Here is a 14,271-nt window from a genome sequence, read left to right on the forward strand (position 1 = left end):
GGAGCCGCCAATGCCCGAAGGGAGTGCAGGGCCTTTTTCCCAGGCGTACCTGGAGCAGCCGCTCAGCACGGCATTCCGCCAGGCCTGGCAGGAATGGCTGGAGGCCTGGGGCGCCCTCGACCGCGACGCCCAGGATGTGCCACGGATGGTCGAACGCGCCCTCGAACTGTCCACCCGCATCACCCGGCGTCTGTGGCGCAGCGCCTTCGCCAGCGTCGGCGACGCGGCGGGCGTGCAGGTCAAGGCGATGGTCTATGCCTTCGTCGCCCTGGTCGACGAGACCCTGGTCTTCAGCGCCTGGCCGGGGCAGGGCGCCTGGCAGGACAAACCGCTGGAGTCGCATCTCTACGGCAGTCGTCAGGCGGGCGAATACCTGCCGCTGGCGATCAAGCGCCTGCTCGACGAACGCGCCCCGGCCAGTCGCGACCTGGCCAACGTCTACCTGCAATGCCTGATCCTCGGCTTCCGCGGTCGCCTGCGCGGGCCGCGCGGCGAGGCGCTGCACGAGAAGTGGCGGCAGGCGCTGTTCGCCTTCGCCTGGCAGCGCGAGGCGGACGCCGCCGACCTCGGCCGTCGCCTCGAGCAGCCTGCCGCTGCGCCGCCACGACGCCTGCCGGTGCGCGCGGCGCTGCCGGACGGCTTCCGCCTGGGCCTGGCGGTGCTCGGGCTGGTGCTGCTGATGAGCGGTATCGGACACCTGTTCTGGCGCGACATCCAGCACGAAATGGCGGCGGTGACTCACCTGGCCGATCCGGAGCAGGCGCCATGAGCGGCGCGACGCTGTTCATGCTGGTTCTCCTCCTGGTGCTGCTGGCGCTGCTGCTGGGGACGCTGGGCTGGTGGTGGCGAACCCGCGGTGGTACGGAGATCCGCAGCTTCTACGCGGCGGTCCGGCAGATGGAGCGCGAGCAGGGCTGGCAGGGCCGCTACGAAGCGCCGTGGCTGCTGATGCTCGGCAACGAGACCGAGGGCGAGCAGTTGTGCTCCACCTGGCGCCTGCTGCCGGTGGCGCGCCCGGCCTGGTTCGGCCGCTGGTGGTCGGACGGCGAGGGGGCGATCCTGCTGGTGCCCGAGTCGGTGTTCCTGCCCGACGAGGGCCTGCGCCGGCAAAGCGGCGCCTGGCTGCGCCTGTTGCGTCTGTTCCTGCGCCTGCGTGGCAGGCGCGCGCTGGACGGCGTGGTCTGGAACATTCCGCTGGCGCGGCTGCAGGATGGCGAGCAGGCGGCCAGCCTCGGCCTCGCCGCGCGCCGTCGCTACGTGGAACTGACCCAGCGCCTTGGCCTGAGCCTGCCGGTTTACGTGGTGATCACTGGCATGGAAGACCTACCTGGCTTCCAGGAACTTCTCGCGGCGCTGCCCGAGGAGGCGCGCGAGCGCGCCCTCGGCTGGTCCTCGCCGTTCGCCGCCGAAGCGGCCTGGCAGTCGCGCTGGTGCGAGCAGGCGCTGGAGGAAATCACCGCCACCCTGACCGAGTCGATCGTCGAACTCGGTACCTTGCGCGGCCAGGTGGTCAATGAGCTGTATTGCCTGCCGCCACGCCTGGAAAGCCTCCGCGGTTCGTTGCAGGCGCTGCTCGAACCGGTCTTCCAGGGCAACGCCAGGGGCGAGGCGCCGCGCTTTCGCGGTCTCTACCTGAGCGGCAGCGAGGCGGCGGGAGCGGCAGCCGACGAAGTCCTGCCGGCGGACGACGCGCCGCGTCGGCGCAGCAGCTTCGCCAGCCAACTGTGGGCACGGCGGATCCTTGCCGAGGAGGGCCTGGCCCAGGCGGTGCCGCGCATCCTCCAGCTGCGCCAGCGCTGGCAGCGTGGGATCGGCCTCGCCGCGCTGTGCCTGTGTCTGCTCTGGGGCGGCCTGATGACGTGGGTCTGGCGCGACGCGCTGCGCGACGCCGGCGAACTGTCGCAATTGCTGCATGGCGCCAGCGAGCGCTACCAGCCGCTCGACGACGACACTCGGCGCGCCGCCCAGGTCCGGCAGAACATCCAGGCCTGGTGGCAACTGGTGTCACAGGCGCCGCGCTGGCGCTTCGCTTCGCTGGCGTTTCCCAGTTCCTGGTTTTCCTCCCTGGATGCACGTATCGACAACGCGTATCGCCGCGTTTCCGAGCGCCTGCTGGTGCGACCGCTGCGCAGCCTGCTGGAAGGCGAGGCGAGCGACCTGCGGGCGATCCGCAGCGATGGCCAACCCGGCCTGAAGGAGGGCGACGACCCCAGCCAGTGGAAGGACTACCTGGCGGCGAAGGACCTTGTCGCCCGCGCCACTACGCTGGAGCGCCACAATCGCTTGTTCGCCCAGGCCATCGACAACCGCAGGACGCCGCTCGACGACCTTCTGCAACTGAGTAACGATGCCCTGGGCAGCAGCTACAACGCCGGCAGCCTGGCGCGCCTGGCCTATTACAACCGCACGCTGTTCGCCGAGCGTCCGGCCGATCTCGCCGCCCTCGACCTGGGCCGGGTCGCCGCCACGGCGGCGGATAACTTCCATGATCTGATGGCACGCTGGCTGAACGCCTACTTCCTCACCGACAGCCTGGAACGCACCGGCAATGCCCTGACCCAGGAACTCGCGCAGCTCGGCCAGGAACGAGACGCCACGGCGGCCCAGTTGCTGGGGATCGGCGAATTGATCAACCACCTGCAGCAACAGGTCAACCGCATCAACCTGATCTGGGGCAATGGCGTCGGCCAGGATCTCGTCCCTGGCTACCAGAACCTGCTCAAGAGCGCCCAGCAAAGCAGCCTGCTGGGAGACCGCGTGGAGGAACTGCAGAACCTCACCGTGCAGTTGCAGCAGCAGTTTCGCAGCGAATGGATCGCGCCTCCGGAGGCTGCCGGCGACGGCCTGCTGGTGAAACAGGGGGCGACCCTCAAGCTGGCCGATGACCTGCTCGGTCTGAAACGCGCCATCGATGACCTGAAGACCAAGGACTTCGTCTCCGTGGCCCTGGCGGACAAGACACTGGCGGACCACTCCTTGCTGAGCATCGACGATATCGGCGTGACTCAGGCGTTGAGCTTCTTCAACGACTTCAGCGGCTACTACGAGAGCACCCTGCCGTCGCTCAACCCGCGCTATCGCTATTCGGTCCTGCACGCCGCCGCCAGCGCGGCGACCGAGGCCATGTGGCAAAGCCTCGGGCCGCGCAGTCGCAGCCTGGCCAGTCGCAATGCCTCGCGTTTCGACGTGCAGGTCAAGCAGGTCCAGGTGTTGCAGGCGGCGCTGCTGGAGTTGCAGGACCTGCAGGCCGGCGCGCGCCTGCTGCTCAGCCTCAACGCGCTGGCCGTGGCCGATATCGGCCAGGCCCTGCGCGACATCGACGAGCAGGCGGTGCTGCGCGAGCCGGTCGATTTCAGCCGCTGGTCGGGCGCGCCGAATTTCGGCCTGCAGATGTTCCGCGCCCAGGACAGTGCCGAGCTGAAGCAAAGCCTGAACAGCCAGTTCAATGCCATGGCGGCGGTCGCCGAACGCCACGCCCCGGCGCTGGAGTGGTTGCAGGCGCAGCAATCCAGCCTGGCCACCGCCGACTACAACGCGTTCGTGCGCTTCAGCACGCTCAACGCCGAACTGCAGAAATTCAAGGCCGACAACCCGGCGAGCACCGCGGCGCAGTTGGCGAAGCTGGTGGGTAACGATTTCAACCAGATGGACATCGGCAGTTGCGCCGACATTCTCAACGGCGTGCTCCTGCCGACCAGCCGCAGCGACCTGGCGACGCGCCTGGTGGACCTGCGCCAGGGCGCGCTCGGGCGCTGCCAGTCGTTGCAACAGCAGCAGGCGGCGCAGGCCTGGAAGGACCTCGCCGACTACTTCAACCAGTACCTCGCCGGACGCTTCCCGTTCGCCTACAGCCTGGAAGCGGCCGATGCCGAGCCGGGGCGGGTGCGGCATCTGCTGAAACTGATGGAGACGCGCTTGCCGCAGGTGCGCGAAGGGTTGGCCCAGGTTCGCTCGCCGGACCTGCCGGCCGCCGAGGACTTCGTCCGCCGCCTGGAACAGGCGCAGCACTGGCTCGGCCCGCTGTTCGAGCGCGACAAGTCGGGCCTGCTCGGCGTCGCCCTGGACATCGACTGGCGCAGCGACCGCAGCCTGGAACGCGGCGCCGACCAGGTGATCGCCTGGAGCCTGTACTCGGGCGACCAGGAAAGCCGTTTCCCCGGCGCGCAGGACAAGGGCCTGACCTGGAATGTCGGCGATCCGCTGAAAATCATGCTGCGCTGGGCGAAGAACGGCTCGCAGCGTCCGGCAGACGACCCGCGCCAGGCCAGCCTGGCGGTGGCCGACCTCGAGGCCGGCTGGAGCTACCAGGGCTCCTGGGCGCTGCTGCGCATGATGCGCGCGCACTTCTCCCGGCAGCGCCCGCCGAACGTCGACTACACGGAGTTTCCGCTGGTCCTGCAACTGCCGGTGTATGCGCCCTACAGCCCGGAAAACGAGGCGCGGATGTTCCTCCGCCTGTCGTTGATGAGCCTGGGTGGCAAGACCCCGCTGTCCATCCAGCCGCTGCCGGTGCGCGCGCCGCAATCGCCGTTCGCGACGCTGTTGCCGGCCACCGTCGCCAGCACCGGAGGTACCCCATGACCCTGCCTCTTTCCGGCAACGCCCTGTCCCTGGAAGTGCTGCTCGAACCGATCGACCCCGGACAGCCGTGCGGCCCCAGCCTGCGCTACGACCCGGACTACGACCGCCTGCGCGAGTTGCGCCGGGAGGACGACAGCAGCCTGCCGACCGGCGTCTGGCAGGCGGAGGCCAAGCGCGCCGACTGGGCCGCGGTGGAGCGGTTGGCCAGCGAACTGTTGCAGCGGCGCAGCAAGGACCTGATGCTCGCCGCCTGGCTCGGCGAGGCCTGGCTGCAACGCGGCGGGCTGGGCGGATTGCAGCGCGCGCTGGTGCTGCTGGCGGAACTCTGCGAGCGCTACCCCGAGGAGGTGCATCCGCAAGCCCAGGACGGCGACCAGTCGTGGCGGGTGCCGCCCATCGACTGGCTGTTGCGCCGCTATGCCGAGTTGCTGCACACGCGCCTGCCGCTGATGGGGCAGGGCGCGTTCGCCGAGATCACCCTCTATGCCTGGCAGAGGCTGCAGCGCCAGCAGGTCGCCAGCGGCGACAGCAAGAGCGCCAAGGCGGCGCTGGAAGCGGCGCAACTTCAGCAGAAGAAGCTCGACGAAGCGTTGCGCGCGGAGCCCCTGGTGCAATGGCAGCGCAAGCAGGCCAGCCTGCTCGCCTGCCAGCAGCAACTACAGCGCCTGGAACAGTGGTGCGACCGCTGCCTGGGCGAACTCGCCCCCAGTTGCCAGCCATTGCGCGAGGTCATCGCGCAATGGCTGGCCTTGCTCAAGGAGTTCATCGCCATGCACCCGCAAGCTCCGCTGTCCGAAGAACAGCCCCCGGTCGCGGAGGCGGATGCCACCGAAGGCGACGCGGACGGCGAGGAAAGCCTCCCGGCGAGCGCGCCGAGCGGGCCGGCCGGCGCGCCGACCAGTCGCGAGGACGCCTACCGGCAACTGCTGCTGATCGCCGACTACCTGGCGCGCACCGAGCCGCACAGCCCGGTTCCCTACCTGATCAAGCGCGCGGTGGAGTGGGGCAACAAGCCGCTGAGCGAGCTGCTGGCGGAGCTGATCAATGCGGACTCGGAGGCGCGCCGGGTCTGGTCGCTGCTTGGCGTGCTGCCCTAGGAGCGGAGCTATATTTTTTATTCGAATATATAAATACGAATTCAGAATTTTTTAATCTATGAGTTCCTGGGGCAAGATGGGCGCACATTCCCCGGCTCGGAACCCAGCATGTCCGTCATCACCCATCCCCACGCCCGCGAGCTGACCAAATCGGTGCGCGCCACCGTGCTGGTGTTCAACGATCCCCGATCCCGCGAGCTGCTGGAGCGCATCGAGCGCCTGGCACCCAGCGAGGCCAACGCGCTGGTCATCGGCGAGACCGGCACCGGCAAGGAGCTGGTGGCGCGCCATATCCACGCCCTCAGCGGACGCAACGGCGGCCCGTTCGTCGCGGTCAACTGCGGTGCCTTCGCCGAGAGCCTGGTGGAGAGCGAGCTGTTCGGCCACGAGAAGGGCGCCTTCACCGGCGCGTTGCAGAGCAAGGCCGGCTGGTTCGAGGCGGCCAACGGCGGCACCTTGTTCCTCGACGAGATCGGCGACCTGCCGCCGAGCATCCAGGTCAAGCTGCTGCGCGTGCTGCAGGAACGCGAGGTGGTGCGGCTCGGTTCGCGCCGGCCGATCCCCATCGACGTGCGGCTGGTGGCGGCGACCAACGTCGACCTGGCCGACGCGGTGGTCGCCGGACACTTCCGCGAGGACCTGTTCTACCGCCTGCACGTGGCGACCATCCAACTGCCGCCGTTGCGCGAGCGCCGTGGCGATATCCTGCCGCTGGCCGAGTACTTCATCGTCGAGCACTGCCGGCGCCTCGGCTACACCAGCGCGAGCCTGAGCCCGGAAGCCGAGCGCAAGCTGCTCGGGCATTCCTGGGCGGGCAATATCCGCGAGTTGGAGAACGCCATCCACCACGCGCTGCTGGTCTGCCGCAACCGCCTGATCCAGCCGGCCGACCTGCACCTCATCGACATGCGTGCGCGCCAGGAGCCGAACGGCTTGCGCCGCGCTCCCGAAAGCGCCGCCGGCTCGGCGTTGGAGGCGGCGCTGCAGGCGCTGTTCGAGGAAAACCGCGAGGATCTCTACGAGCACATCGAGGAAACCGTGTTCCGTGCCGCCTATCGCTTCTGCCACGGCAACCAGTTGCAGACCGGACGCCTGCTGGGGATCAGCCGCAACATCGTGCGCGCCCGCCTGGAGAAGATCGGCGAGCTGGAAACTTCGCCACGGCACAACGTGGTCTCGCTGCTGGGCAAGTGAGCGTGGCGCTTTACAGTCTTTCACAATTCCCCCACAAAACCGGCAAGAACCCGGACGGCGGTTGTTCTACAACGGAGCGGTGAATCTCGTTGGCCGGACCAGGGACGTCGCCATGCTTCGCTCCGCTCGCCTGTGTCGCTCGCTCCCGGTAGCCGCTTTCCCGGCCGCGCCGAGTCCGCCCGGTCCTCCAGTCACAGCAACCTTGGTTTCCCTACCCGGCGAAGAGGATCGCTGCATGCCGTACTGTTCGCCGGAACAACTCGCCGACCTCGGCCCGCTGCTGGATTGCCTGCGCCGCTGGCCGCGCATCCGCGAGCCGCGGCTGGGGGTGTTCTACCTGGGCGACCAGCCGTTCTGCCAGTTCCATTCGCGCAATGGCCAGCGCTGGGCCGACGTCAAGCGCCGCAAGGGGCGCCTGCCGCCGTTCGTCCTGCCGCCGGGCGACCAGCATTCGGCGCGGGCATTCCAGATATTCCTGCTCCAGGCCTACAAGCTGAACTGAACTGTTGCCCGGGCAACAGTCGGACAGCAGCGCTGTTGCGTGGCTGACAGGCCGAGGCCGGAAACCCGCCGCAACTGCCCGGAAAACGCACATTTCCCCGTTGGTACGGCCCTTGCTCCAAGGCACTGCACCTAGCGCAACAGTCCACAGGGAAATCCCATGACCAGCCCCTTCAAAGTCGTCGCCGTCTCCGGCGGCACCTATCGCCCGTCCCGCACCCTGGTACTCACCCAGGCCCTGATCGCCGAGCTTGGCCAGTCGCTGCCGATCGACAGCCGGGTCATCGAGCTGACCGACATCGCCGCGCCGCTGGGCGCTACCCTGGCGCGCAACCAGGCGCCGGCGGAACTGCAGGCGGTGCTCGACGAGATCGAAGGCGCCGACCTGCTGCTGGTCGCCTCGCCGGTCTACCGTGGCTCCTATCCGGGCCTGCTCAAGCACCTGTTCGACCTGATCGACCTCAACGCCTTGATCGACACCCCGGTGCTGCTCGCCGCCACTGGCGGCACCGAGCGCCACGCGCTGGTCCTCGACCACCAGTTGCGCCCGCTGTTCAGCTTCTTCCAGGCGATCACCCTGCCCATCGGGGTCTACGCCAGCGAGGCCGACTTCGACAACTACCGGATCGTCAGCGAACCGCTGAAGGCGCGCATCCGCCTCGCCGCCGAGCGCGCCGCGCCGCTGTTCGGCGGACGCTCCGAACTGTTGAAGATCGCCTGAGGTGCGCCGATGAACGTGTTCTGGTTCCTCCCGACCCACGGCGATGGCCACTTCCTCGGCACCAGCCAGGGCGCGCGGCCGGTCTCGCTGCCTTACCTGAAGCAGGTGGCACAGGCGGCCGACAGCCTCGGCTATCACGGCGTGCTGATCCCCACCGGACGCTCCTGCGAGGACTCCTGGGTGGTGGCCTCGGCGCTGGCGCCGCTGACCGAGCGCCTGCGCTTCCTGGTGGCGATCCGTCCGGGAATCGTTTCGCCGACCGTCTCGGCGCGGATGGCGGCGACCCTCGACCGCCTGTCCGCCGGGCGCCTGCTGATCAATGTGGTCACCGGCGGCGATCCCGACGAGAACCGCGGCGACGGCATCCATCTCGGCCACGCCGAGCGCTACGAGGTCACCGACGAGTTCCTTCGGGTCTGGCGGCGCGTCCTGCAGGGCGAGGCGGTGGACTTCCACGGCAAGCACATCCACGTGGAGAACGCCAAGGCGCTCTATCCGCCGCTGCAGCGGCCGTATCCGCCGCTGTACTTCGGCGGCTCCTCGGAGGCCGCCCATGAATTGGCCGGCGAACAGGTGGACGTCTACCTGACCTGGGGCGAGCCGTTGCCGGCGGTGGCGGCGAAGATCGCCGACGTGCGCCAGCGAGCGGCTCGCCATGGGCGTACGGTGAAGTTCGGCATCCGCCTGCATGTGATCGTCCGCGAAACCGCCGAAGCAGCCTGGCGCGCCGCGGACAGGCTGATCGAACACATCTCCGACGAGACCATCGCCGCCGCGCAGCAGTCCTTCGCCCGTTTCGACTCCGAAGGCCAGCGACGCATGGCCGCGCTGCACGGCGGCCGCCGCGATCGCCTGGAGATCCAGCCGAACCTCTGGGCCGGGGTCGGCCTGGTGCGCGGCGGCGCCGGCACCGCGCTGGTCGGCGATCCGCGGCAGGTGGCGGAGCGGATCGGGGAATACGCCGAGCTCGGCATCGACAGCTTCATCTTCTCCGGCTATCCGCACCTGGAAGAGGCTTACCGCTTCGCCGAACTGGTCTTCCCGCTGCTGCCCGAACCCTACGCGAGCCTGGCCGGCCGTGGGCTGACCAACCTGACCGGGCCGTTCGGCGAGATGATCGCCAACGACGTGCTGCCGGCTCGCGCCGGCGCTTGAGCGGCCGAGCCACGAGGAGAAACGCCCTGTGAATGCGAAGACCCGCCCCGAGGCGCAAACGCCGTTGCAGATCGCCCGGCGCCTGGCTGCCGATTTCGCCGAGAACGCCGCCGAGCGCGACGTCGCCGGTGGCACCCCGAAGGCCGAGCGCGACGCGTTGCGCCGCAGCGGCCTGTTGTCGCTGATCATCCCGCGCGAATACGGCGGCCTGGGGGCGAGCTGGAGCGAAACCCTGCAAACCGTGCGCGAACTGGCCCGGGTCGACAGCTCGATCGCCCACGTCTACGGCTTCCAGCACCTGATGCTGGCCACCGTGCGCCTGTTCTCGCGGCCCGAGCAATGGCAGCCGTGGTTCGAGCTGACCGCGCGCAACCGCTGGTTCTGGGGCAACGCGCTGAACCCGCTGGACAACCGTACCGTGGCCCGGCGCTTCGACGGCTGGCGCGAGTTCTCCGGGAAGAAGAGCTTCTGCTCCGGCGCCCGCGATTCGGAGATGCTCATCGCCTCGGCACTGGACGGCGAGGGCGGGGCGCTGCTGATCGCCGCCATCCCCACCGCGCGCAGCGGTATCAGCCTGGGCCAGGATTGGGACAACATGGGCCAGCGGCAGACCGACAGCGGCAGCGCGATCTTCGAGCGGGTGCGGGTGGAGGAGAGCGAGTTGCTGCTTGATCCCGGGCCGCTGAGCACGCCGTTCGCCTGCCTGCGGCCGCTGATCGCCCAGTTGATCTTCACCGAGGTGTTCCTCGGCATCGCCGAAGGCGCCTTCGAGGAGGCTCGCCAGTACACCCTGCGCGAAGCGCGACCGTGGTTCCGCTCCGAGGTCGCCGAGGCCAATGCCGACCCCTATGTGCTGGCGCGCTACGGCGAATTCTGGGTCGGCCTGGAAAGCACCCGGGCGCTGGTCGAGCGCGCCGCGCAGCGCCTCGACGCCGCCTGGTCCAAGGGTCCGGCGCTGGACGCCAGCGAGCGCGGCCAGCTGGCCCTGGCCATCGCCGCCGCCAAGGTCGCCGCGACGCGCAACGGCCTCGACCTGTGCAACCGCATGTTCGAAGTCACCGGCGCCCGCTCCACCCACGCCGCCCTGCGCCTGGACCGCTACTGGCGCAACCTGCGCACCCAGACCCTGCACGACCCGCTGGACTACAAGATCCGCGAGCTGGGCGACTGGGCGCTGAACCAGTCACCGCCGCAACCGACCTTCTACTCATGAACGCTTCTACCCGTACTCCCGACCGGCTGCTGACGCTGCCACGTTCGCCGAACCTGGCGACCTCGATCCGCGCCACCGCCCAGGTCTTCGAGGACCCGAAGTCCCAGGCCCTGCTCGAACACCTGCGCCAGGTGGCGCCGAGCGAGGCCAGCGTGCTGGTGATCGGCGAGACCGGCACCGGCAAGGAACTGGTGGCGCGGCATATCCACAACCTCAGCGCGCGGCGCAACGGCCCGTTCGTGGCGGTCAACTGCGGGGCCTTCTCCGAGTCGCTGGTGGAAGCCGAGCTGTTCGGCCACGAGAAGGGCGCCTTCACCGGCGCCCTGGCGGCCAAGGCCGGCTGGTTCGAGGAGGCCAACGGCGGCACCCTGTTCCTCGACGAGATCGGCGACCTGCCGATGCCGATCCAGGTCAAGTTGCTGCGCGTGTTGCAGGAGCGCGAGGTGGTGCGCCTGGGGTCGCGCAAGAGCATCCCCATCGACGTGCGCGTGCTGGCGGCGACCAACGTGCAACTGGAGCGGGCGATCAATGCCGGGCACTTCCGCGAGGACCTGTACTACCGGCTCAATGTCGTCAGCCTCGAGCTGTCGCCGTTGCGCGAACGACCCGGCGACATCCTGCCGCTGACCCGCCACTTCATCGCCGAATACAGCCGTCGCCTGGGCTACGGCCAGAGCCAGTTGAGCCCGGAGGCGGCGCAGAAGTTGCGCGCCTATTCCTGGCCGGGGAACATCCGCGAGCTGGAGAACGTCATCCACCATACCTTGCTGATCTGTCGCGACGGGCTGATCCGCGCGGATGACCTGCACCTGTCCAACCTGCGCCTGGAGCGTGGCGAGGAGCCGGCGCGCGGGGCCCCGGCGAGCGGCGCCGCCGAGCACCTGTTGCAGCAGGCTTTCCAGCGTCTGTTCGAAGAGCAGGGCGAGAACCTCCATGGGCGGGTCGAAGATGCCCTGCTGCGCGCGGCGTACCGTTTCTGCCACGGTAACCAGGTGCATACCGCCAACCTGCTGGGACTCAGCCGCAACGTCACGCGCACACGGCTGATCGCCATCGGCGAACTGGTGGTGAACAAGCGCGGTGGCCAGCGGATCGATGGCGAGCGGGCGGTGCGGTTGTCGATCTGAGTTCAGGCGCTCGGGATCGCGGCGGATAAGCGCAAGCGGTTATTCGCCCAACCTCCCGCGACTATCCGCCGTGCCGGCGCTGCGGCATTCGCCCAAACCCAGCCGGGCGCAGTAGACTCGGCGCTTTGCGGAGCGTCTGGCTCCGCGCTCTGCGCCAGGTGGAACTGCCCGATGCCCGATACCTCTCCCGATCTGCCGGCCACGTCGCCGCTCGCCGTCTATCGCCAGGCCGTGGAACAGCGCGGTTTCGCTCCCGACGAGGCGCAGCGGCGCGCGGCCGAGGCGCTGGAGCGTTGTTTCCAGGCCCTGCACGAAGCTCACCGCCACGGCGCGATCCAGGGGGTCTACCTGTGGGGACCGGTAGGGCGCGGCAAGACCTGGCTGATGGATCACTTCTACCAGTGCCTGCGCGTGCCCGCGCGGCGCCAGCACTTCCACCACTTCATGCAATGGGTGCACCAGCGCCAGTTCGAACTGACCGGTACAGCCGACCCGTTGCGCGCCCTGGCCCGCGAGTTGGCGCGGGACGTGCGGGTGCTGTGCTTCGACGAGCTGTTCGTCAGCGACATCGGCGACGCCATCCTGCTCGGCAGCCTGCTGCGCATCATGTTCGAAGAGGGCGTGGTGCTGGTGGCCACTTCCAACCAGCCGCCGGAGCAGTTGTACGCCGACGGTTTCAACCGCGAACGCTTCCTCCCGGCGATCGAGGCGATCCAGCGGCACATGGCGGTGGTCGCGGTGGATGGCGGCCAGGACCACCGCCTGCATCCCGGCCGGGCCGAGCAACGCTACTGGGTGGTGGAGGCGGGGCAGGCGGGCGGTTTCGCCGAACTCTTCGCGCGCCTGAGTGCCGGCGAAGCGGCATCCACGCAGCCCATCGAGCTGGGTCACCGCCCGCTGGCGGTGCACCGGCACAGCGAATCGGTGCTCTGGTGCAGCTATGCGCAGCTCTGCGAGGAGCCGCTGTCGGCGCTGGACTTCATCGGCCTTTGCGACCGCTACCGGGCGATCCTGATGGACGACCTGCCGTGCCTGAGCGCCAGCCAGCGCGAAGGCCGCATAGCCCGTGGCACCGAGAACGGCGCGCAACTGGTGGAGGCGGGGGATCGCGAATTGCCGCAGCTGTCGGTGCACGACGATGGTGTGCGGCGCTTCATCGCGCTGGTGGACGAATGCTACGACCGTAAGGTGCCGCTCTACCTGGAAGCCAGGGTGCCGTTGGAGGCACTCTATACCGAGGGCTACCTGGCCTTCGCCTTCCGTCGCACCCTCAGCCGGCTGCGCGAGATGCAGCTGGCACGCTTCGGCAGCGACAGCGCCGGCTAGCGCCGCGCCGCCGAAGCGGGAACTGCGGATCGCCGCCCGCGCTCATCCGCCGGCCAGGCCGAGGCTCAGTAGCCGTGCCGGCGCAGCAGCGCGTCCATGTCTTGCGCCGCCGGGCGGCCCTGGAACTTCAGCAGTTCCGAGGTGCGGTTGGTGAAGAAACCGTCGACGCCGGCCGCGCCTAGGGCCTTGAAGTCTTCCGCCGAGTCCACCGAGTAGGCATGGATGAACAGCCCGCGCGCGTGGGTCATGCGGTTCATCCAGGGTTTCACCAGGTCGGCGTAGCTCTGTTCGCCGCGTTCGCTGAGGCTCGCCGAGGGCCCGGTGCCCAGCGCGCCGTGGGCCTTGGCCCAGTCCAGCCAGGCGCCGAACTCGGCTTCGGACTTCACTTCCTGCCTGGCGTAGAAGGCCGCCTTGTCGGTTTCCCCGGATTCCTTGAAAGTCACTGGCGAGCGGGCTTCCAGGTAACCGTCGCCGAGCCACAGCAGGAGAATCTTCGGCACTTGCGGCATGCTTTCTTGCAGCAGTTCCAGGCTGCTCTTCTCGAAGGTCTGCAGGATCACCCGGCCATTGCCGTGGGCCACGTCGACATGCCCGGCGGCGGCGCGCTCGCGAGGTTGCAGCCAGCCGCGGCGTTCCAGCAGCTTGCGCAGGTCGTCTTCGATGCCGGGGAATTGCGCCGGTACCTTGGTTTCCAGGTACAGGCCCGGCTTGTTGGCGCCGCCCTCGGCGATATCGAGCATCTCGTCGAGGGTGAGGATGCGCAGGCCGACGAAGCCGGGCCGGGCGCGCTCGGGGAAGGCGCGATTGAACCAGGAGCCGGCGTCCAGGCGCTTGAGTTCGGCGAGAGTGAAGCTGCTCACCGGGTCCTTGGCGCGCCCCGGGAAGACCTCGGCGACGTCGGTGGTGCGCTCCAGGGTGTCGTCGTGGAGGGCGACCAGCACGCCGTCGCGGCTGCGCTGCACGTCGGCCTCCAGATAGTCGGCGCCGAGGTCGCGGGCCAGCAGGTAGGCCGCGGCGGTTTCCTCGGGGGCGTCGTACGAGGCGCCGCGGTGGGCGATGACCGCCGGCCAGGGCACGCCGGCGGCGGCGCTGAGGGCCTTGCCGGACGGCTCCGTGGCCTGGGCGGCGAGCCCCGCCGTCAGGCCGAGGAGGCCCAGGGTCTTGAATGTTCCTTGCCAGAATCTTTGCCGCATGAGGCGCCTTTCCTTCTTTCTTTTCACGGGATTGCCGACCAGTCTGGCGTCGCCGGATGACCGGAGGACGACAGATACAGGTCTGTCCGGCGCGGGGAAAGATGCGCTGTCGCGGCGACGCTGGTTCCTGTCGCCCTCGGCAAAGCACCAGCCCTCCCAGGCC

General features: G+C 69.0%; 11 protein-coding genes. 10 read left to right on the forward strand and 1 reads right to left on the reverse strand.

Annotated elements, in window-relative coordinates:
- Positions 1-10 precede the first annotated feature (10 nt).
- From PSPA7_RS13800 to zapE, 10 genes are all read left to right on the forward strand, one after another.
- A complete protein-coding gene (locus PSPA7_RS13800; RefSeq protein ID WP_012075691.1) occupies positions 11-769 on the forward strand; it encodes a DotU family type IV/VI secretion system protein in 759 nt (252 codons plus the stop codon).
- Positions 766-4,581 carry a type VI secretion system protein gene (locus PSPA7_RS13805; protein WP_012075692.1) on the forward strand — a complete coding sequence of 1,272 codons (3,816 nt, stop codon included), beginning with the start codon at positions 766-768 and terminating at the stop codon, positions 4,579-4,581. Before PSPA7_RS13800 ends, PSPA7_RS13805 begins: the two co-directional genes overlap by 4 nt.
- Positions 4,578-5,678, forward strand: a complete 1,101-nt coding sequence (gene tssA, locus PSPA7_RS13810) for a type VI secretion system protein TssA (protein ID WP_012075693.1) — start codon at positions 4,578-4,580, stop codon at positions 5,676-5,678. The genes PSPA7_RS13805 and tssA overlap by 4 nt, the downstream gene beginning before the upstream one ends.
- A 108-nt stretch (positions 5,679-5,786) precedes the next feature.
- Positions 5,787-6,872 carry a sigma-54 interaction domain-containing protein gene (locus PSPA7_RS13815; RefSeq protein WP_003157599.1) on the forward strand — a complete coding sequence of 362 codons (1,086 nt, stop codon included), beginning with the start codon at positions 5,787-5,789 and terminating at the stop codon, positions 6,870-6,872.
- A gap of 235 nt (positions 6,873-7,107) precedes the next feature.
- Positions 7,108-7,374 carry a hypothetical protein gene (locus tag PSPA7_RS13820; RefSeq protein WP_012075694.1) on the forward strand — a complete coding sequence of 89 codons (267 nt, stop codon included), beginning with the start codon at positions 7,108-7,110 and terminating at the stop codon, positions 7,372-7,374.
- A 159-nt stretch (positions 7,375-7,533) separates the two neighbouring features.
- Positions 7,534-8,094 (forward strand): FMN reductase, encoded by a 561-nt coding sequence (gene msuE / locus PSPA7_RS13825; protein ID WP_012075695.1) that lies wholly within the window; start codon positions 7,534-7,536, stop codon positions 8,092-8,094.
- Between the two features lie 9 nt (positions 8,095-8,103).
- Positions 8,104-9,249, forward strand: a complete 1,146-nt coding sequence (gene ssuD / locus PSPA7_RS13830; protein WP_012075696.1) for an FMNH2-dependent alkanesulfonate monooxygenase — start codon at positions 8,104-8,106, stop codon at positions 9,247-9,249.
- A gap of 28 nt (positions 9,250-9,277) precedes the next feature.
- On the forward strand, positions 9,278-10,462 hold the full coding sequence (locus PSPA7_RS13835) for an acyl-CoA dehydrogenase family protein (protein WP_003104714.1): 1,185 nt from the start codon (positions 9,278-9,280) through the stop codon (positions 10,460-10,462).
- The gene (locus PSPA7_RS13840; protein WP_003156824.1) at positions 10,459-11,589 is read left to right on the forward strand and encodes a sigma-54 interaction domain-containing protein; all 1,131 of its coding nucleotides are present in this window, start codon (positions 10,459-10,461) and stop codon (positions 11,587-11,589) included. Before PSPA7_RS13835 ends, PSPA7_RS13840 begins: the two co-directional genes overlap by 4 nt.
- Positions 11,590-11,760: 171 nt before the next feature.
- Positions 11,761-12,915 carry a cell division protein ZapE gene (zapE, locus tag PSPA7_RS13845; protein WP_012075697.1) on the forward strand — a complete coding sequence of 385 codons (1,155 nt, stop codon included), beginning with the start codon at positions 11,761-11,763 and terminating at the stop codon, positions 12,913-12,915.
- A 65-nt stretch (positions 12,916-12,980) separates the two neighbouring features.
- On the opposite strand, the gene PSPA7_RS13850 is transcribed toward zapE, so the two are convergent.
- Positions 12,981-14,108 (reverse strand): glycerophosphodiester phosphodiesterase, encoded by a 1,128-nt coding sequence (locus PSPA7_RS13850; protein WP_012075698.1) that lies wholly within the window; start codon positions 14,106-14,108, stop codon positions 12,981-12,983.
- Positions 14,109-14,271: the final 163 nt, after the last annotated feature.

This window comes from Pseudomonas paraeruginosa PA7 (assembly GCF_000017205.1).
Taxonomy (GTDB): Bacteria; Pseudomonadota; Gammaproteobacteria; order Pseudomonadales; family Pseudomonadaceae; genus Pseudomonas; species Pseudomonas paraeruginosa.